Source organism: Paenibacillus vulneris (assembly GCF_039543185.1).
GTDB classification, from domain to species: Bacteria; Bacillota; Bacilli; order Paenibacillales; family NBRC-103111; genus Paenibacillus_S; species Paenibacillus_S vulneris.
On sequence record NZ_BAABJG010000063.1, the window covers coordinates 1 to 20,092 of the forward strand.

Below are 20,092 nucleotides of genomic sequence, written 5' to 3' on the forward strand. Positions count from 1 at the left end.
GTATTAGCCTATATTTCTACTCATATTTATTCTCAGGCTTTAATAAAATAATTAAGACAAGCTATCCAGTGAGGTGATAAATTATGAGCACATTTAATTTATTTGGTAACTTTTATATGTTATCATACAAATTGAAATTACTTATTTACAAGGATGATGTTCAAATGTACCAATTCACATCAAAGATAAAATGTCTACACTGCCAAGGAAACTACAGAGGCAAAAAGTTGAGAGATAAGTTGGCTTATTCCTGTTCTACATATGAAAAAAAGGGGAAAGATGAGTGTTCGAATAATTTTAAAATCCGCGAAGAAGAGTTGGTCCACATTGTATCAACTCATCTACAATTAAATGGGGGAAAAGCGGATGGTTCACTTGGGGATTATGTTAGAGTTATAGAAGTGGAGAATGGAGGATATAAAATTTATTATCATGATGGAGATCATAGTATTGTTAATGATCGCAGTTCTCCATATGGAACAAAATTCAAATATTAGCCTCCCTCAAGTGAATATACATATAAAGTTGAATTAGGGGCAACAATCTCCAATTTTCGAGCATTTTCTTAAATTGGTGGGGAGGAGGCTTAATACTTGATACTCCTAGAGTTTTAATAAATCGCAGGGGCAACATAAAAATGAAAAAAATAGGGTAAATTTAGCCCCAATTGACCAAATTTACCCATGAATTTTCTTCTGAATTTATTATTATTTGTTTTAAATATCAATAGCTTTTGACTTCTCAATGGCATAGCTAATCCCAATTTTAATCATATTTTTCTTATGATCATCAATTTCAATATTCAACTGTTTTAATGCAGATTCTACAGCGTCATAAGCAATTTTCTTTTTATCTTCATCTTCAGTTACATTCATTATGCTATTAACATAATCAAGTGCTTTCCTACATGCTTCAAAAATTGTAGCTGATTCTTGAGTAAATTTCGGATCGACTTTAAAGAAACTAATTAATCCCTGTGTAATTTCTAAAATATGCTGAGCATTTTGAATATCATCGTTACTAAGAATGTTTTTATTTTTTGCATAAATAACACCAAATCCAATTACTAAAGCCAATAATACAATTCCAACAATCATTAAGTTAGTATAGTTTTCATATAAAAATTCCATATTACACCTCCATATTATTGAGCATCTTGACCAGAAGCAGCACGCAATTGATTTGCGAGCCATTTAATATAATCTCTTTGGTTCTCATCTTGGGAATCAAACCATGCTGGAGACATCCAAGTATTAATTATTGTATTCGCTACATCTGCATCTAAAGTATATTGTTTTTGTGCTGCCATACCGATTTTCCAACCTCCTGCATCTCCGTTTGTTTCATCTAAATCAACATTCATTCCATTAACTAAAGTATCAATTTGAGCTTGATAAAAACAAGCGTTTTCATATCTTTTACCTCTACTCCATGCAACTGTTTGCGCAAGTTTTTTACAAACTCCGCGTTCGTACATTTCTTTTACAACAGCATATGATCCATACACACCTAACTCATAACCATCGATTTCTTTATCAGCGGCACGAAGATATGCTTCAATAGCATTATAATCGTTTGGTTGAGCATCGTAATCAACGCAGAAATAAATTGTAGATCCTTCAGTTTGTTTTACCTCTTTCGCGTACTGTAATGCTAATTTTCCATCTTCTTTGCCAGCTATAGAACCCTCTCTAACACGATCTGTGTAACGTTCGAAGAATGAAATGATATATAACCCCACATCACTTAATACTTGTGCTTCACTTGGGCTTAGTCTCTTCCATGAATTCTGATCGGCAAGATAGCGACCAACAAATGTATATCCTTGATTATAGAAGGTTTGAGCTTTAATTGAGGTTAATGCTGTAGCACAATCGATGCCTTTCATGATCATATCATTTCTTGTTGACATCAATTTCACCACCATTTTCTTGCTTGGGGCTCTTAGAATATTGATAAGCTCCACTTGCCGTTAATCCAACTAGACTAATCGTTAAAAGCACTTGTTTGATGTTCTCTGGAACAAGCACAAAAATAGCCGCGATAGCAAGACAAATGACATGATTGTGCTTACTTGGAATACCATATGATTTGAATACTCCCACAAAGGATGTAACCACAGCCGCTAACATTAATATTTCATTTGTCATTTCTGGCATCTTATTTACCTCCTAAAAATCCTGTTAATGTTTCAACTTTGAGTCCAAGAGAGAATGCCAATAGCACCAATAGCACGTACATAAAATACTTCTCTTTATTTTCGAGCATCTTTTGGTACCAATTTGTTTCTGTTGTTTTAGGCTGCTCTACAGGTTTATTCTGTTTTAAAAAAGCGATATCCTTATTAATGGCATCCAGTTTTTCATCTTGACGTTCCGCTATACTTGTAAGTCGGATAACGTTCTCTTTTAAAACAGAAATGGTTTCTGTATATATTTTGTGGCTCTCTTTAACCTCTTTTAAATGTTCTCTCACATCTCGCTTAAACTCAGTTATATCTTCTTTCAAAGCCTCAATTTGTACCTGACAAATACTATGGTCATTCACTGTGACCCCACCCTTCATATAAATGAAGAGACCATTCGTGAATAATGGTCTCCATGTTGTGCTTATATAATAAATACAAAACCACCCTCAATATTGTCTCCCCCAACAAATATTGTACTCTTAAGATCATTTGCCCATTTAACTCTAATAGTAGCGCGGCTCAATAAATCATTATTTTCATAAGCGGGTATAGTAATCTGTGATTTCAAGTTACCTGAGTTAATGTATATACTACTCGGTAACATACTTGCCCCCACAACATCGATTGTCGATCGTAAGTCCTTTCGATGTAAAACATAAAGTTTTGACTCAATTGGGTCATCCTTTGTTTGCCGAACCGACAATGTCCCATCTAAATAAGAGCTTAGTACAACCATGATTGAGGAAGGAATTTCTTGTCTATTGACACCAATTCTACTGTTAAGATCTGTAAAAGTTTTTTGTTTTATATTTATTGATCCATTTAATTCTTTTTGATCTTTACGTCTAACATTCAATCTTCCACTTATATATTCTCTACTGACAGTGATTTTTGAATTAAGGGAAGAATTACCACGAGACTTAATAGTCAGAGACGAGCTTAGATTTGCTCTATACATCACATTGATTTTAATTAATATTTCTTTTCTACTGATAGCCACATGTGATTGTAACTGTTCTAGTGCTTTCTGACGTAATGTAATTGACGATGCAAGTTTTGATGTATCATTTTGTCGAATCCATATTTTGGAGGTCATGTCTGGATGATTTACTATTACTGAAGATTCGATCATGTTGGGATTCAAGATATGAATTCTTGATAATAATAATGCGTTATCATCTATGCTTGGTATCGTAATTTTTGACTTTAGTTCCATTGCGCCAACGGAGCGCAGAAACACATTAGAAGATAACTCTGCTTTACCAACACTATATATTATGTCTTCTGTATATGTTATTTCTAAATATGGCTTGTTCGTTCCCTCTCTTGTTTCAAAGGACACGAACTGTTTTGTTGTTTCGGTGAGTGCTTTCAACTCATAACTACAATCTAAGAATTTATTACTGATTAGTGAGGTAATTGAATCAGTTGCATCAAATGATACATATCCAGCAGAGCGACCAACGCTCTTAATATCAATTATACTGCTGGCGCTTGGTTGGTTTTGCCAAGTGATTCCATACTCTGTCCAAATTTCATTAAGAGAATATAGCCCAATTTGTTGATCAATGTTCTTAACTGTTGAACTAAATAACTTAACTTCTGCTTTTTCGATTTTTATATTATTAGGGATTCCAGTGAGATCAAAACCAACGAATGAACGGTATCTCTCTTGATTGTTTAATCCATCGTAACCAACCAACATAGACTGTTCAGAACCATAGTTAAGTGTCTTGATTCCCTCTCGAACAAAAGCGTCCTTAACTGGGTAGAAGCGAACTGTTTTCTTAGGTTTTTGTGTAATATCAACTAGACCAACCATTCTATTTCTTGGGGAGATGGTGATGTAACTGTTCAAGTTGCTTCTATGTGTTATGGTTATTGATGCTTTTCTTTGGTTTCCAAACCTTGGTGGATAAGCAATATCCTCAATAACCGAATCACTATAAACATTAACATTTGATCGCATTTCATCATATCTAGTTAATATTATATTAGAAAGGAGATTTTCTTCACCAATTGCGATAATACTAACCTTAGCAGTCATTTTATTCTTTGGCTGAATAATTATGTAACTGCCTAAGTCAACTGTCTCTTCCGACATACACAAATCACTTCCTAGTCCATTGTATTGAACCTACAATACAGGATCAGCGCTCACTCTTATATCAAAATTTCCTCCAACTTCTGCCTTAACGTCAACAGAGAGTCGAACATAGAACTCAATTATTTCATCAAAATTCAACTGTTCGTTAAACGTTAATTCTGCTTGCGGTATGAATGGACTATTATTTTTACTAAACTGAACATCTAATCCTTCAATGTTATGTTCTGACCATAACCTAATGTTTTTAACATTGAAAGGGTATGTATTAGTTAATTTTACTTTTATATCAATCGAGTTTTGTCCTGCAATCAGTGTACCAAATTCAAGGTATTTCAATAGTTCTCCAATTGAAGTTGAATAAAAATTACGATTCGTATCCATAAACATGAGCCCAGAATACTTCTTGTCAAGTTCATCGTACACAATTGTTAATGTTTGTAATTGTGGAGATACTGTTGTTACTTTCTCACTAGATGTTAGGCTATCGATTTGCAAAGTATCAATCATAGAATCAATCTCTAAATAATATGCAATGCGTATCGATTTCTTACTCGTTAACAATTTCCACTGATCTTTAGTTAAGGAGTTAAGTAGTGTTGAACTCATCCCACTTTTCCGAATGCTTGTAAAGTCAGAGATGTCTACGCTTTGCCATGTATTATCAATAAAGGATTTCCATGTGCTTCCTAGATCCGAACTTACAACGATACGCAAAATAGGTTCGGAAATTTTTCCGTACATTTCAAGTTCTGTAATATCAATTTCACTGGAGTTTCCATGGTTTGCACTAACATATAACCGATACTTCGAATAAGGGGTTTCATTGAAAAATGCAAATTCCTTTTTCTCTGCCTGTTTCCACTCTGGCTCATTCGTTCTAGTATCCAATGTAATCCAATCAGATCCATCGTTGCTTCCTTGAAAAGTCCAATCTTTAGGGCTTGACCCATCAATATAATATTCTGTGATAGCATATTTACTTATTACTTTCTTCTCTAAGAAGTCAAACCCAACCCATTGATTAGCATTCCCCTTAGATCGCCATCCATAGTTTGTTAATACCTTATCGAAAGCAAAATATTCTTGTATTGCGCTACCAGCAACGCTACTAGCAAAGGCAACACCATTCGACTGTGAGTTGGAGGTCATAGTCGGTATTAAATTAGCGGTATAGGTTGTTTTTTCTACCGCGGATAAACTCAATTGTTGCAGTTCACCTTGTATATTTAAATCCTTAATCGGCATTACTAATTTTGCTTTAGGAACTGCTGTAACAACAACTTGTTTATTACTTTGCTCGTTACCTTGTGTCCAACAGAGCAATTCTGGCGAGTCAGATGACAATTGTTCTAACTCCGCTTTTTGAATAATCGTAAGATCACTCATTCCATGCGTATCAAACATACTTTTGGTAACAGGTGTCTGTCCTACTTTTGACCAACCTACTTGATTTCCTTCGAGAACCTCATACATGAGCAATTCACCGATTTGAATATATGATGCTGGAAACCCTCCATTAGGTGTTGCTTCATAGACATACAATCTATATTTTTTATATGCAGTTGAATTTCGTACAAGGAATGTCTTCATATCAGCATTAGCTAACCAATTGTTTATATTTGACTGAGCGTCTAATGTCACCCATTTAGTTCCATCCCAACCATCAAACGTCCATTTTTGAGGATTTGATGCAGGGCCATTAACTCCTCTTGTTGCTATCGCATATTTGCCAATTGCAATGGGTGCTGGAAACTCGTAAGCAATCCACTCATTGTTATTTTTATTAGAAATCCAACAATCATTTCCACCAGATGGTGCGATTACCCCGTTAAATGCATGCCATGGGGAATAACTATTTTGACTATCATAACTAGCCGTCACCACATAACCTGTAGGGGTTGTATTTGAAGTCATGGGAACAACTGCATTTGTTGGTTTTACAGCTGGGTACAAAACATATTTTTTGATATCATTTCCATCTTGGAATAAATATTTATTTCCGAAAGGACCAGAAAGATACACATTATCGTATTCCTCATAGGTTGCTGTATTATAGTTTGGCTTAAAAAAACCAAACACTAATTCATCCCCAAGATAATCCCAGTCCGTTTGTGAGATGGTATAGTCAAGTAATGCAACTTCATCTTGATTATAGAACACCTTAATATTCCTCTTCGTACAATCAAGAATAATTTTAATATGAGTTGCTACTGGCACAGTTTTTCCTGAAACATATACTGTGGAAGTTCCATTTTTATAGGTAAATAAATTCCCAACGCTGCTGTATGTTGATGTTTGGATATGAATGACTTTATCATTCGCATATCCATAGTAAGTTCCCTCTCTTGTAGACGTTGGTGAGCGAAAGAACGCGGTAGGCATATATGCAGACGAATACTGGGCACCAGCTTTATAGTCGAATTCCACAACTATTTTATTTACAAGGGTTTTATTAATGCTGTTGTTTGTGTATACTTCAATTCCAGTATAACCACTTACGTTTGTAAGCCGTAGTGTACCGTTACTTACATTCACATTCGAACTGCCCTTTGTATATACACCCCAAAATTGTGTATTCAATACGTTACCATCAAAGTTATCAAAATAGGACATTATTTCACTCCTTTCCCACGCGACTAATCTAGAACATATAATTTAACAATTGATTTATAGTTGTCTTTACTAAGTGATTTTCTGAACAATGTTCCTTGTTCTAAAAACGTGGTATCTTTCTCCATTGTTTCTAAGTGATTCGTATTGATTTTAAGTGAACCATCAAAAATAATTTGCTTATTTGGTTGAAATAGCCCACTTTCGTCAGGAGTAAAATCGTTCAACATCCGATTCACCATAACGGAGTTTCCTAATACATCAATTTTTATTTTAATATAGCGACCTTGAGAGGTTGTGTTTCCCCCACTATCCACCAAAGAAAACTCAGAGAATGTAATATTATCATTAGATGAGGAAATGTATATTTTAAGTTGGGTGTCTGTTGGAACTAACATGGAGCTAGAGACGATATTAATTTTTTGAAAATGAGTTCCCAAATCGATTACTGGGAACAGAGACTGTCCTGATTCCGAAAAATATACATCGGATTCCATTAATTCGATTTCAGCTATACCTGCATAATCACTATAACCATTGTGAGATGTGAATACGATACGATAATACCAATAAGGTGTTGTATTCGCGAAAGAAAATGACCGTTTTTCGTTGGCTTGCCATGTTTGACCAACTTGTAAATCGAGGTTTACCCAAGTGGTACCGTTAAGACTTCCTTGGAATATCCAATCCTTAATCATGATACTCCCTCCCCAATAAGGGGAAGTTAGAGTGTATTTGGTTACCACTCTACCAGATCCCAAATATAATTGAATCCATTGTGGATTCAATTCGGTTGGAATTGTGGTTAACCAAGAGTCCGTATTGATGGCATTTTTTTTATTGAAAACTGCGTAAGGGTTATAACCACTGAGAGTGGATGAAGCACTAGCAACATATGGGCTTGGAGCTGTATTTGATGTCATTGTGGGTGTTATATCTTGATCTTTTAACGAACTTCCAGTAACAATAAGTCGCATTATTCCATTATTTAATTCTACACTGGTCATAGTGGCCTGACTTATGTCAACTTTTTTTTCACTTGTGACTATAATTGCCATTAGATAACCACCTGCCAATTCAATTCACTGTGGATATTTTCTTGTAGCGGCGCGTCTATTTCTGCCACATATACTCCGTTTTTTTTTATACATAAAACCCCATTCATATCCTGATTGGCAACGAGCCGAACATTCAAGTATACAGGTTGACCATATGGAACCGAGCAAATCGTTTTAAAGCCAAATTGCACATCGTCTATTAAAATATTTTGTTTATATCCGAAGTTATATTGTGTAATGGTAGATGTAGCTGCTCCGTTTCGATTCATTAAATCAAAAGTTGCTTCGGCATTCTTATAGGTGATGATATCGTTATACATCATTTGCTGTCCTGTAAGAGCATATTCCTTGTCATTAACACGATAAAAGATCTCAATCATTTGACCAGCAATTTTATAAACACCACCAAACACTTCATAGTACATGTTCATTCCGTAACCGATAAGTCCAAACCTCAATAACTGACTTCGATCAATGAAATAAAATGAATTTTCCGCTTTTGTGTCATAGTTATATTCAGACAAGAAAGTTCCATCAGCATAAGCAGCAATCCATATAAAATCTTGATTTTCTACAGGGCTGTTTTGAAAAATATTTAGATTCACGAATCATCCCTCCGCATTGTATTGGGAAAATACAAAAGCCCACCCTCATTAGGCGAGCTTTTATTGTTATAATTTTATATTTTATATTAATTGTATGTATAAGAAATACGAGTCAAAAAGTCTACATTTCCTGCTGTTGCCGTAGGCAAAGGTGCTGCATGAAGGGTTACTTGAGCAAAGTTTTCAAGAGCGTTTAGTGTTCCATCATTCGTAGATCCTTTAATTGTTGCTGCAGGTGAGGTTCCACCTGCCTTAATCGTCTTTGTTGTCGTACCACCGATTTTAGTGAACGTTGTTTCAGACATTGTGTCAACTCTGACCTCAATCCACTTATCAAGAACTAATTCCCCTGTATTACCACCAGCATTATCCTTCGTAGTAATACTACATGTGGTCATATCCGAAACGGCTGATGTGCCTCCTCTGTTATTCCAAATGAGGAACGTCTTATCAGAGGAAACACTGCCTGCATCAACTGTTCCAATCGGCCATATTGTCTCCTGTTTTGTATTCGTACTATCCATCCAACTTACAACTGGACTTGGCATAAATATATACCCCCATTACCATATTTTATATTTTTATATCTAGTTGAATTGTTACTCCCTTGATGTTGTTATCCAAGTTTAAAACATTAATCCGAAAATAATCGCCTTTCTTGACCACATTATCAAGAATAGGTGGACTCAATCCTATATTTGAATTCACATCTAGAACAAAATTATTTTTTAGGACACTTTTCCAATCAGCATTGTTTAAAAATCCGTTCTCGTCTACCTTTTCAATCTGTAATTCCAATGGTGAGTTCGTCCCTGCTTGAACACAGAATCCACTTACTTTATGTAGGACTCCGTCAAATGGAAATTGTATGACATAGTTTTGAATCCCTGTCTTCAATATCATAGGCATGACAAAAGCAATGGTTCGAACGGTAAAATTCTTGTAGTTTTCCTTATCCAACAAACCAGTAGATGTATCTGATGCAACTGGAATTGAACCAATGGAATTTCCAAGAAACACCCATGTTCCAGTAACCACACCATCATATCGATAAACATCACCAGTATCATTGATAGTTACTCTCCAACCGTTTTCAGGAACAGGATAAGTAGTAGTTAAATCATCGTAGGTAGGTACTGATCCTTTGTAAATCATAATCGTACTAGCCGCGGCATCCAACGCTTCATTTTTTGCTTGTATAGCCTCATTAGTAGCAAGATTAGCATTATTCGTAGCTGAGTTTGCCGAATTTGTTGCGTTGATTGCTTGAGTAGTGACTACCCTTAAATCCTCAATAAGATATTCTGTATCCCTGATGTTCTGAAACATCTCATTAATAATATCCTGTAAATTCTTCTCAGCATATGGTGCATCTTTATTATAAGAATAGATACGTGATGCTGGATAAAGAATCTGTCCTCTTCCTTTATACTGCGGAAATAGTGTTTTGAACTCTTGTGAAGGGTGAAACTGCACAATACCGTTTGAATAATTAACAAGGAACTCATGAGGCTGCAGCTCTTTCCTACGTTCATATGTGAGTTTGTCTATTTCGGTAAGTCCTGCAATGGTTACCTTAAACTGGTCTGAAGGAATCTCCGACAATACAATCATATTATTGATTACTTTCAATGAGTCAGATTTATCTAGGAAAGGATCATCGGGGGTACCCTTTCGCCAAACGATAAGTACAGGATCATTATATTGTACATATTGTTGAATCAAGTTTTCACCTCCTTACTCATTCTTTTTATTGCACTCTTCACATTCGCCTTCAGGTAAGGAGGAAGGAATTGCTGAATCAAATAGTAAATTAAAATCTGGAAGTCTCATTAAAAGCTCTTCACGGTTTCGATTTACTGTAATTCGTAAGTACTCTTTATTGTCAGAATGAAACTCTTTCATAACAACAATTTCTGCATCTCCGTGAAAACTTCTAACCATGGACATGTGAGGTTCATTTTGAAGTCTTTGGAGTAAATACTGAATTTCTTGATTAAGATTATCATTTTTTATTTCCAAATCATGAGTAATGGTCGTTAAGTGTTCTAAATAATTCAAAAAGTCACCCCCTATGCGATAAGTACTTTTGAAGATCCAGATGTCACCGATCCTGCCCCACTAAAATGTCTAACAGTATCCCCATTGCAAGCAATGGGAGTGCCATTAATATATACATTTCGAGAAGTAGAACTGACACTTCCAGATCCACTACTACCACCTACGGCAGAGTAGCCAGATGGACAAGTAACTCGTTCTGAAGTAGTGCTTCCATTAATAGCAACTCGCGATCCATTAATAAAAACATTACTTGCACCAGAGGAAATTGTTCCACTAACGTCACCAGAATCATAATCATAGCAGGTTGAACAACCATTAAGACCGCAATTACACGAGTATGCTCTTCGGCAATGACGATTCGTCGTAGTTCCTTCAATTGTTGACCCCACTGTAGCTATTTGGTATGACACAATATCACCTCCGATAAAATTCTCATTTCATTGTAAATAAAAAAACCTTAGTTTAGTGAGAAAGCAAATAAAAAAGACCTCACTATTTAAGCGAGATCTTGAGATTTGAGTTAACTGAAGTTTTGGATGGTTCTAAATACTTTAATATCGAATCTTTTTAAGCAGATCTTTAGCATACCAATTAATACCTTTGTGAGATAAAGTTGAATTAGAAAAATCAATATTTTTCAAAGCAATGTCAGCAACTTTTTTGGCAATGCTAAATGACATTTTTTTATCGGAAAACTTTACTAAAGCCTCAGATAGCTGATCTACCAATAAACTTTTGTTTTCTTTTGTTAAGGTACTCATTTATATCCAACTCCTCTCCTGTATCAATTACATATGCTCTGCTTGGTTTTATTATATCACACAATTTTTGGTTATGTATAGATAATTGTTTTGCGCTCGTACTTTTTTTAAAACTTTCAATAACTTCTTCTTTCCCAATTTCTCCATTTTTATACCTTGCTATATCAATGATTGGGTTGCTGTCACTCATAACACCGAAAATATAGTCATAAGAATGTTGTTTGCTGCCATCATCATTTTCAGTTCTATTGTAAAAGACGAATTCAGCAAATTCATCATCATATGCGTTTAAGATTTTATAAGTATATTCGTCTTTACGAGCCATCCATTCTAGTGGGGTAAAGTCAAATTCAACTACTACTGCGATCTTACTATCCTTATTATCCTCAAAAGAAAACATAGAACCGATTTCTGATAACATTTCATTATCCTCTTTTGTTACTCTAAGGAGAGTAGTAATGAACTTTTCAGCCTGAGATTTAATAGGTGTTAAATAAAAACCATAACCAAAATCAAGTTCATGTCCAATATTATATGCTGCTAAAACTCCTTTTTCGCAGATGCCTTTCCACCCTTCCAAAGTTGTACCGTGATACCATTTATCCTTTTTTAAGTGTTTCATATAACTATCAGACATTTTATTTGCCTCTCTATGGTTTTATATTTGTATGAATAGATGCTTTTAACTCTCTTATATTTTACCATTATACGACAAATGGTAGAATAATCCTATAGAACATGCGTTTCCTCATAGGTAATTGGAAGTGGTGTAGTAATTATCTACTAATAAAACACTAATTTCATTGTAAATAAAAAAGAGCCACCACTAGTAAGTGAGTGTCTCTATAATTCATCCAATTTAAAGAACATGTTCACAAAAGGTCTGTTAATGTTGAGTCGCTTAAATTCGTATTTTTCATAAAAGCTAACAGCTTTAGGCAAAGATTCAATAGTAAGAAAAAGACAACCTGTTGTTTTGGATATATTAATTGCTGTATCTAGAACAGTAAATAGTAGCGTTTCACCGTATCTTTGCTCTCTAAAACGAGAATCTACTCCCAAATAATGAAGCTTTATTGAAGGATAATATTTATATGAGGGCAATTGATAACCATGTTTTTTTCTCTTGGCTTTCCCAATTTGCATCATGTCATTGTGCAAGGTAAAATAGCCTATAAGATTTTTTTTATCTTTGTCGTTAAAAAAAAGTTTTGTGACTGCCAAATTTAGTTTATGAAGCTCTAACGCTTCATTAACCAAAAATTCTTTTACTGTATCTTCATCATCACATTGGAATTTATTAATTAATTCAATATGTTCTTCATTAATATCCTCACCAAAAAGTTCTCGCAAAAACAACTACGTCCTTTTCTCTTTAAATTCCTTCATTTTTTCCCTCATTTTTTCCATGCCAATACTCTCTGTTTTTTCGGAGGAAGAAATGTACTTTTCAAACTGGGCTTTTTCTTTATTGGAATTAAAGAATATTTGGGTTGGTCGTATTGGCTTAATAGGAATCACAGTGTTCATCTGTTCTCCTCCTTTTCTAATCTTCTTCTTCTTTTTTTTGCCCATATAACACCTCCAATAAAATCATAGAGGAATTTAATGGGGTTGTAAGTCACTTCATGAAAAATATTTTGTTCAAAGTTGTTTAAAGTTGTCAATCTTTGTCTATACTAAATATACCACTTTTACTTGCTCAAAGTAAATATGCATATATACAATTACCAAGTATTTTAGTTAGTAGAAGTAATATGCACACTAGATATTTTTCTACAGAATATGTTTACGAATCGGATTCTTCCCTTGCATCAATACGATACACTATCAGTGTTATTTTATTCTTTAACCAACATCTACTGATCCAACATCCCATTTTGTTGGATTCGGACAGTAATACCAAGAGATTGTTGGAGCATTTTTTTTGCAATTCTCCATTAGTGATAATAGTTCAAAAAACTCTCTTGGCGTTCCCTCTAACTCAAGATTTTTAATTGTCGCTTTCATTTTTCCCCCCATATGATTGCTTTGGAAAATATAAAAACCACCCATTGTAGTGAGTGGTTTGTTTGTTGATGCTTAGAATGAATATGGTTTTAAACTTCTATAGTCTATAGAGTCTTTTTCTGTATAATCAATCGCCTTCTTATTATCTTTATCTGTGGTCTTTGCATTTACCCTGAAATGACTAATAAGTTCACTCATAAAGAAACTATTCTTGTTAATGACAGCAATATGCAATGGTGTCTTACCTTCATTATTTGTCAACTCTGGATCTACTCCGTTATCCTTAAGAACTTGATATACAGAAAAATTGTTTTCTTTAATTGCTAATATGAGCAATGAATCGCCTGTTGATTCATCTTGAGCATTTACTGAGAGTTCTTTCTTCTCAATTGCCTCTTTAATAAGATCGACATTCAGTTTTCCATCTTTTGAATACTTCAACTTCAAATCCTTAACATAATTCCCTTCACTCACTTGCTTTGGTTCCTCCGATTTCGTTGGTTGCTGTGCTTGAACGATAGTATCCCCCTTCAAGTATTTTTTACCATCGTTAGATAACGATATTGTTTCATCTTGAAATTGCACTTCATATCCAAGCTTGTTGCTAATTTCACGAACAGGCAAGAAGGTACTACCATCAATATTTACAATTTTGCTTTCAATTGTTGTATCTTTACCATTGATTTTCACTTTGAAATCTGAGAATACACCGCTCACTAGATTGCTACTGTCAGCAAATACACCTGTTGTTGCAGATAGAGCAATTCCAAATACGGCTCCAACTGCAAATACACCGATTTTCTTCATATATATTACCTCCGATATAGTAAATTAACTATGAGAATAGACCTACTTACTATATCGGTAGGTAGTTGTTAAAAGTTTACATTAAGCATCAAGATGAATTTCAGACGCTTTTGTGGTATGTTTTCCTGTACATTCAGAATAAATGTCACCAACAATATATTCTTTTTTACCTGATGAACTCCATTCAGTATAAGAACCGTTTGGCATCGTTAGTTTAAATATATTCCCAGCAGGATTAACTTCTAGTTTTAACCCTGAAGCGTGATTGATATTTACTCCTCCAGTAACATTGGCATTTAAATCATTACAGTCAATATTTATTTTTTCTTCTTGTGAAAAAAGATAAAGTCCATCATCCCTATGAACAATGCTTCTCTCTTTGGCATAATTGCTACTATAATATGTGAAATCCCAACTACCATTAGGTTTCTTGATAAATCCTCTAGCACTTAATGGGTTTGTGTTACTATCTCCTTCGCCCATTTCAATAACAGGTGTTGCATCTATGCCTGTATTCTCGAAATACTGTCTCATTTTAACTTTTTCGTCGTACTCGAATTTCATTACTGGCATTCCGGTGTTAGTTGTAGTAATTCCAGATCTTTGTGCATCTTTCCAGAACAATGGATTGCCATCAGGGGCTATTTCCTGAACACCACTGGTACCATCTTTTACTTTACCTGTTATCCATCTAGCCTCATTGCCAATTATTGAGATGTAATTAGACCAATCTTTCTCTGCATTAATTCCGATGGTTTTAAGTCGGTTAGCTGTCAGATTAGCTATGAAACCAACGTCAGATGTTATCATCTGCGAAAGGATATCTTTAGCTGTTAGAGTTCCTAATTTCATATCAAAAGCATCAAAGTCGATAAGGTTCTTGTTCGCATCGATTAGAAGTTTTCCATTTTGACCATTTAAAATCAATCTTTCAGCAATAAGATCAACAGCATGAAGAATCCCATTGGTATCAGCCCAAAAGACATCCCTTCCGTTCCTCTGAATGTACATTCCTTTAAGCGAGTCCATACCAACTTTCGTTACTCCATCACTTCTTGTTACAACTATTCCATTTGACGGATCAATCGTGATGCCATTTGTTAGCTTGCCTTTCATCATATCAATATCAGTATCAAATATTCTTAGCCCTCTAGCCTCAATGACTCCATCACTGCTGCTGACTGAAAACTGATTTATCCAGCTGCCATTCACATTCTTCTGCAGAAGTATCCCGTAGGTTGCATTAAATATGCTTCTGAATTTATTATCAGAACGTTCAACCAATAAGCCATTTTCCACATCCATAGTGACTCGATTGTAGGGAATGCCAAACTGCCACGAACTAAACTTTAAAGCATCTGTAATCTCATTGATAATCCGTTTGGCTTGATCGTAGTAAGTTTGAAACTTCGTCTTAAATTCTTCCCTATCAATAGGTGTTGTTGCAGACATATCAGCAAGTAAAGGATTCACATAATTACCAAGAGCAACAAATGCATTTACAAATGGCGGGATATTAATGTGACTTACTGTTCGATGGTCACGATCCGAATATTCATATTGTTCTGCTTGATATTTGAGTTTCTGGTATTCAGTTTGTATCGTTTCCCATTCTTGCTTGAGTGTAAGTTTTTCCACCGCGGTTAGTTTGCCATCTGTGATTATATTTTCAAACCGACCGATGTTCATATAATTAGTATTTGAATCTAACAACAAATCATCTAGATCATTGACAATGCGTAGTCTTCGAGCAATTAAATCATTGCTATAAAATTGTCCATTAATATCAGCAAAAAATTTCTTTTTCCACTGATTATTCTCGAAACGTTCAATACTAAATCCTTCGGTGGCATTTAGACGAGTCCGTACTTGGTTGTCACTACGAGTGATGACAAGACCATTGAGATTATCAAGGAGAATCCCGTTATTTAGAATTCCACTCATATAATCAATCTTAATACCACGGCCATTAAAGTAACCGTCCATATCTAACCATGCTGTTTTATTCCAACCGGAGCCTTCTTTGCGTTCAATTAAAAAACCCTCATCTCGATCAACTATAACTCGGTTAATAATCGTCGTGTCGCTACAATCAGGGGTAGCAAAACGATTCAATATCATTCCAAACTTATCAGGATTAAGATCATATAGTCCCAATTTCATGACTTCACGTCCACAACGATCTGTAATTGTGGTTCGAGGCCCCTCGGTTAGCCATACTCCGTTTGGATCTCCAATTGTTACACGCTCGCCTAGAATAAGTTTTCCGAGTACCATCTCCGCAATTATTCCATCTGGTGATATTGCGGTCTCAAAGCGTAAACCTCCAGAACGTGTTAATCCTAGAGTGCCATGGGTTGCTCGTAAAAACCTCAATGGGTCATTAGGGTCAATAATCGTGATCCCTTTACGATCAATAGTTACATATTCATTAGAAGCCATGTTGATTTCATTCGTTACTTTATTCCAAAAGTTCTCAAACAGCTGGCTCATTTCACTCGAATCTTTTACCGCTTGACCCCATCGATCTTTGCTCCCATTGACCACAACTGAGGTGTAGTTTGAGTTATAAATGTATTTCTCAAATAACTTGCGATTATCTGTAATATCCTTCACATTAGCAATGGTCAAATTGATATCGAAATTCTCATAATCAAACTCAATCCCAATGATTCTGGCAGTAACTTTGACTCCAATTTTTTCATATTCAATTGTTACTGTGTCACCTAAAACAAGCTTACTCCAGTTATGTTGCTCTTCAATAATACGAAGAAAATCAACCACACTAATATTGATAACTAACTGTGGCTTTTGAAGTTCAATAAATTTCTCTTTGGCATCTTTAAACAGATCGTGTTCATCAATATATTTTTCATCGGAGAATGTTCCTTCAAAAATATAGTCATTAAGTTCGCCAAGTTGCTCAGGAGTAAAGTTGTTTTCAGCAGCCATCATTTGACGCAATGTGCTGATGCTTGTCTCAATTGCATTGATTTGCTTATTGAGTTCTGCAATTTCTGATTTCTTTGCTTGAATTTGTATTTTTTTATTATCAATGCAATACTTTTCGATTAGTACCCCTTCATTATTCGAAGTTGAATATTCCAACTCAGTAATATTAGCAATTTGAATATATATTTCGTTTCCTGTAGAGGAACCGGAAGTTTCAATGGATTCGAAACTAGAAAACTTTGATTTCCCAATGGTTACCCATGCCCCAGAAACAACATTCACAACAATTCCATTTACTTTTACTGTGAGATTATCGGTACTATTCACTTTAATCATTAACACATAAGCATTAAGCGGATTCAGTTTTGTTGTATTCAATACAGGGGAAGCATTATGGTTATATTTATAAAACCACATATTGTTGTCTGCTTGTTGCAAAGTAACAATATTATCTACAGCAGCTTCCTGTTTCAGTAATGTTTTAAGCTCATTATCCTTAGAAGATAGGGTAGATTGCAAAGATTCCTTTTGCTTTAGTAAATTGCCGAACTCATCTTTTTTATTTTCAATAAGTTCACTATAATCAATAAGCGCGTGACACAAAGAATCACTCATGTACTCACTATGATTTATTACATTCCGATTGGAATCACGCTCAAATGGAAACATGAAATAACTGAAGTTTTCAATAAACGGTTGCCCTGTTGGATTCACGTTCTGTATGGATAGACCATCTTTTCCGTACGCCTTTAATCTTGTTACCATCTCATCGGAGTTAGATTCTTTACCAAGTGTCTTCAAATAATGCCCATATGAAAATTTTAGACCTTTATTTACACCAAATAATTCTGGCTTCATCATACTAATGGTTCGACTTGTCGTATTCCATTGAATAACTGCGTTATAGGTTTCTGCAATTTGATACACCGCATCTAGAACATTGGTATCTGGGAAATCAAATTCACGATAAGTCAGTTGGAAGTCGGCATCAATGTAATCTGTAGTCCAGTTGGTTCCACGAAGTACTTCGGTTAGTACCGTTTTGGCATGAGCAGAATCATTATGATAACTTTTTAATAGTCTCGATCTTAATTGATATCCTAATGAAGAAGCTTCAATGCTCATAAAGTCTTTCTCTTCATCCATGTTGTCGTGAATCTTTGTGATGGTGAACCATTCGACCCTTGTTCCCCGAACAACTTTTAATAAATACCGTTCTTTGAACAAATCAGTGTTACGATTTCTTTCAATACTATGATTAAAGTCCAGATCATAGGGTACATCAAATGTGATGTCATTTAACTGCAGGATCATTTCACGATACTTAACGTTATAGGCTTCACTAATCTTTGCAATGATTTCCCGATTAGGTTTTGCCAAAAAAATGTGGGGCTTTATTGGTTTCTTATATGGATCAATTTCTCCTAGATAACTTAGCCTTGGCATTATTTCCACCTCCTATCCTTGTAACAATTTGTGACGGTATCTAAACTGTAATTTTGCATTTCCTTGTACCCGTAATACATTATTTCCAGTAGGGAGTTCGAGGTAATTATTATTAAAATTCTCATATCGATAAACCGCGGCTAGGCTTGTTTCGATCAGTTCACGCTCACCATGAATATAAATGGTCTCTTGATCAATTAGATTTGAAAATTTGAACTCATCATCACCATTTGAAGTATTGATAATGGTAAAGTCGCCATTTCCAACTTTAGTAATCCATATTTCCGGTCGTATTCTGACATCGCCTTCATTTACAAATGAAATCACAGGCTCAAACGAAAACACTACTTCATCTAATGACGGAGTAGTGTTCTTATCATTCGTTTTCAATAAGGCCCGATATTGAATTTTTGCATATTTCAAAGGTGTCTGTGATGTAATATCAGGTATAGTACCTTGGTTAACGCAACCTTTCCAATTCGTCCATGTAACCCCATTATCCAATGAAATTCTTGTTTCAATGGAGACGCTGGTTCCAGCAGGTTCTTTGGCGTTCCACTGAATTGATGTTATTGCCCCGTCCCCATCTAAGTTAAGTGGGAAGGTGGGGGAGGTTCGATAACCTGCTAATGAAGAAAAATATTGCCATGTACTCATTGACTCACCGCTATTCTATTTTCCCAAAAGGCTTGAAGTGGCAAGACGTTCCTTTGGTTTGCCACTTTGTAATTCGATAACCTTTCCAAATTACAGAGCCATCTGATGTAATCCCTCCATCAGTTAACGACCAAGAGGGTTCGGTAGAAGCAGAAACACCTGAAGTTGCACATACATAAAAACGGTTATTATCTACAAAAGGGAACACAATATCGTTTAGTTGATATAGCCGCGATGCTTTCCATGTCTCTCCATTTCTAGTATCGCTAATAATATCTCCAGCAACAGTTGAGAACGAAGGTTCAGTAACTCCGCTCCTTCCTGCCTGTATACATTCATAATAATGACCATTATTGTTCATGGGAAACACATAGTCCCCTACGACATATGTAGTCAATGTTTTCCAAACAGGGGCTGCTTGTCCCTCTCTTGTATTAACCCATCCTACGTAATTCCCTGATTGAGGATTATTGTTCCATACTTTGTTACCTAGTCGATAATAGCCACTAGTGGGAAAATCATGAGCGTAGTTCTCTGCTAAGGTATCTATTTTCTGAAAATTATTAGCTAAATCTTGGATCGTTTGATGAACCTCATCCTCTAAGGAAGGGACTGTTAGTTGCAATTTACTTGTGATTGTAGACAAACCACCTTCACTCCTTTCACACTTGATTCCATGTGGTAATTGGCGAAAAATTGATCCATTTTCGTTTGCGGTCATCCAGCACCAATTGGTTATTATTCATTGTGACTCCGATTAAATCGCCTTTTGAAAAATCTGTATCATTAAACGTATAAGGTTGTTCGTTCCAATCATATATCGGGCTTGT

23 protein-coding genes are annotated in these 20,092 nt (G+C 35.2%); 1 reads left to right on the forward strand and 22 read right to left on the reverse strand.

Going from position 1 to position 20,092, the window contains the following annotated elements; translation table 11 throughout:
* Positions 1-164 precede the first annotated feature (164 nt).
* A complete protein-coding gene (locus tag ABEA66_RS36110; RefSeq protein WP_345595426.1) occupies positions 165-497 on the forward strand; it encodes a recombinase zinc ribbon domain-containing protein in 333 nt (110 codons plus the stop codon).
* A gap of 219 nt (positions 498-716) precedes the next feature.
* On the opposite strand, the gene ABEA66_RS36115 is transcribed toward ABEA66_RS36110, so the two are convergent.
* The 22 genes from ABEA66_RS36115 to ABEA66_RS36215 all read right to left on the reverse strand — a co-directional run bounded on the left by ABEA66_RS36115 (position 717) and on the right by ABEA66_RS36215 (position 19,908).
* Complete coding sequence (locus ABEA66_RS36115) at positions 717-1,130, reverse strand: hypothetical protein (RefSeq protein WP_345595384.1); 414 nt, start codon at positions 1,128-1,130, stop codon at positions 717-719.
* 14 nt (positions 1,131-1,144) lie between these two features.
* Positions 1,145-1,912, reverse strand: a complete 768-nt coding sequence (locus tag ABEA66_RS36120; RefSeq protein WP_345595386.1) for a DUF1906 domain-containing protein — start codon at positions 1,910-1,912, stop codon at positions 1,145-1,147.
* A complete protein-coding gene (locus tag ABEA66_RS36125; RefSeq protein WP_345595388.1) occupies positions 1,896-2,159 on the reverse strand; it encodes a hypothetical protein in 264 nt (87 codons plus the stop codon). Before ABEA66_RS36125 ends, ABEA66_RS36120 begins: the two co-directional genes overlap by 17 nt.
* 1 nt (position 2,160) lies before the next feature.
* A complete protein-coding gene (locus tag ABEA66_RS36130; protein WP_345595390.1) occupies positions 2,161-2,547 on the reverse strand; it encodes a hypothetical protein in 387 nt (128 codons plus the stop codon).
* Positions 2,548-2,609: 62 nt separating this feature from the next.
* Positions 2,610-4,292: a DNRLRE domain-containing protein gene (locus ABEA66_RS36135; protein ID WP_345595392.1), complete on the reverse strand. Its 1,683-nt coding sequence runs from the start codon at positions 4,290-4,292 to the stop codon at positions 2,610-2,612.
* A gap of 33 nt (positions 4,293-4,325) precedes the next feature.
* Positions 4,326-6,908 carry a galactose-binding domain-containing protein gene (locus ABEA66_RS36140; RefSeq protein WP_345595394.1) on the reverse strand — a complete coding sequence of 861 codons (2,583 nt, stop codon included), beginning with the start codon at positions 6,906-6,908 and terminating at the stop codon, positions 4,326-4,328.
* Between the two features lie 23 nt (positions 6,909-6,931).
* A complete protein-coding gene (locus tag ABEA66_RS36145) occupies positions 6,932-7,963 on the reverse strand; it encodes a discoidin domain-containing protein (RefSeq protein ID WP_345595396.1) in 1,032 nt (343 codons plus the stop codon).
* Positions 7,963-8,568, reverse strand: a complete 606-nt coding sequence (locus ABEA66_RS36150; protein ID WP_345595398.1) for a hypothetical protein — start codon at positions 8,566-8,568, stop codon at positions 7,963-7,965. Before ABEA66_RS36150 ends, ABEA66_RS36145 begins: the two co-directional genes overlap by 1 nt.
* An 86-nt stretch (positions 8,569-8,654) precedes the next feature.
* The gene (locus tag ABEA66_RS36155) at positions 8,655-9,116 is read right to left on the reverse strand and encodes a hypothetical protein (protein ID WP_345595400.1); all 462 of its coding nucleotides are present in this window, start codon (positions 9,114-9,116) and stop codon (positions 8,655-8,657) included.
* Between the two features lie 25 nt (positions 9,117-9,141).
* The gene (locus tag ABEA66_RS36160) at positions 9,142-10,293 is read right to left on the reverse strand and encodes a hypothetical protein (protein WP_345595402.1); all 1,152 of its coding nucleotides are present in this window, start codon (positions 10,291-10,293) and stop codon (positions 9,142-9,144) included.
* Positions 10,294-10,305: 12 nt separating this feature from the next.
* Positions 10,306-10,629 (reverse strand): hypothetical protein, encoded by a 324-nt coding sequence (locus ABEA66_RS36165; RefSeq protein ID WP_345595404.1) that lies wholly within the window; start codon positions 10,627-10,629, stop codon positions 10,306-10,308.
* 11 nt (positions 10,630-10,640) lie between these two features.
* Positions 10,641-10,868, reverse strand: a complete 228-nt coding sequence (locus tag ABEA66_RS36485) for a PAAR domain-containing protein (RefSeq protein ID WP_377740549.1) — start codon at positions 10,866-10,868, stop codon at positions 10,641-10,643.
* Positions 10,790-11,005 carry a hypothetical protein gene (locus ABEA66_RS36170; protein ID WP_345595406.1) on the reverse strand — a complete coding sequence of 72 codons (216 nt, stop codon included), beginning with the start codon at positions 11,003-11,005 and terminating at the stop codon, positions 10,790-10,792. Before ABEA66_RS36170 ends, ABEA66_RS36485 begins: the two co-directional genes overlap by 79 nt.
* 175 nt (positions 11,006-11,180) lie before the next feature.
* On the reverse strand, positions 11,181-11,390 hold the full coding sequence (locus ABEA66_RS36175) for a hypothetical protein (protein ID WP_345595408.1): 210 nt from the start codon (positions 11,388-11,390) through the stop codon (positions 11,181-11,183).
* Positions 11,338-12,027 carry a DUF3990 domain-containing protein gene (locus ABEA66_RS36180; protein WP_345595410.1) on the reverse strand — a complete coding sequence of 230 codons (690 nt, stop codon included), beginning with the start codon at positions 12,025-12,027 and terminating at the stop codon, positions 11,338-11,340. Before ABEA66_RS36180 ends, ABEA66_RS36175 begins: the two co-directional genes overlap by 53 nt.
* Positions 12,028-12,233: 206 nt before the next feature.
* The gene (locus ABEA66_RS36185) at positions 12,234-12,749 is read right to left on the reverse strand and encodes a GNAT family N-acetyltransferase (protein WP_345595412.1); all 516 of its coding nucleotides are present in this window, start codon (positions 12,747-12,749) and stop codon (positions 12,234-12,236) included.
* The gene (locus ABEA66_RS36190) at positions 12,750-12,965 is read right to left on the reverse strand and encodes a hypothetical protein (protein WP_345595414.1); all 216 of its coding nucleotides are present in this window, start codon (positions 12,963-12,965) and stop codon (positions 12,750-12,752) included.
* A gap of 273 nt (positions 12,966-13,238) precedes the next feature.
* A complete protein-coding gene (locus ABEA66_RS36195) occupies positions 13,239-13,400 on the reverse strand; it encodes a hypothetical protein (protein WP_345595416.1) in 162 nt (53 codons plus the stop codon).
* 72 nt (positions 13,401-13,472) lie between these two features.
* Positions 13,473-14,207 (reverse strand): ankyrin repeat domain-containing protein, encoded by a 735-nt coding sequence (locus tag ABEA66_RS36200; RefSeq protein ID WP_345595418.1) that lies wholly within the window; start codon positions 14,205-14,207, stop codon positions 13,473-13,475.
* An 81-nt stretch (positions 14,208-14,288) separates the two neighbouring features.
* Entirely contained in the window at positions 14,289-18,605 is a 4,317-nt protein-coding gene (locus ABEA66_RS36205; protein ID WP_345595420.1) for a phage tail spike protein, read from the reverse strand.
* A 12-nt stretch (positions 18,606-18,617) separates the two neighbouring features.
* Positions 18,618-19,262, reverse strand: a complete 645-nt coding sequence (locus ABEA66_RS36210) for a hypothetical protein (protein WP_345595422.1) — start codon at positions 19,260-19,262, stop codon at positions 18,618-18,620.
* A gap of 10 nt (positions 19,263-19,272) precedes the next feature.
* Positions 19,273-19,908: a hypothetical protein gene (locus tag ABEA66_RS36215; RefSeq protein WP_345595424.1), complete on the reverse strand. Its 636-nt coding sequence runs from the start codon at positions 19,906-19,908 to the stop codon at positions 19,273-19,275.
* Positions 19,909-20,092: the final 184 nt, after the last annotated feature.